Below are 225 nucleotides of genomic sequence, written 5' to 3' on the forward strand. Positions count from 1 at the left end.
CACGGTGCCGGCGACGTGCGCCTCGACCGGCCAGCCGTTGACCCCGATCGTGTCGGGGAAGTCGGCGCAGTCGAGGACGTCGTCCTCGGTGAGCCGGTACCGGCCGAACACCCGGCGGGTCTCGCGGATCCCGATCTGCGGGGCGAGGTCGACGATGTAGGACTCCTCGAAGCCCGGCGTCCGGTGCTTGATGAAGTCGAAGGCGTCGAAGGCCTGGCGCCGGCC

Annotated in this window: 1 protein-coding gene; it reads right to left on the bottom strand. The window is 71.1% G+C overall.

Annotated features, from left to right (window positions below):
- On the bottom strand, positions 1-225 hold a 225-nt coding region (locus tag GCU67_RS21100), incomplete at both ends, for an FAD-dependent oxidoreductase (RefSeq protein ID WP_163613469.1).

Origin of the sequence: Modestobacter muralis (assembly GCF_010682105.1) — a bacterium.
GTDB classification, from domain to species: domain Bacteria; phylum Actinomycetota; class Actinomycetes; order Mycobacteriales; family Geodermatophilaceae; genus Modestobacter; species Modestobacter muralis.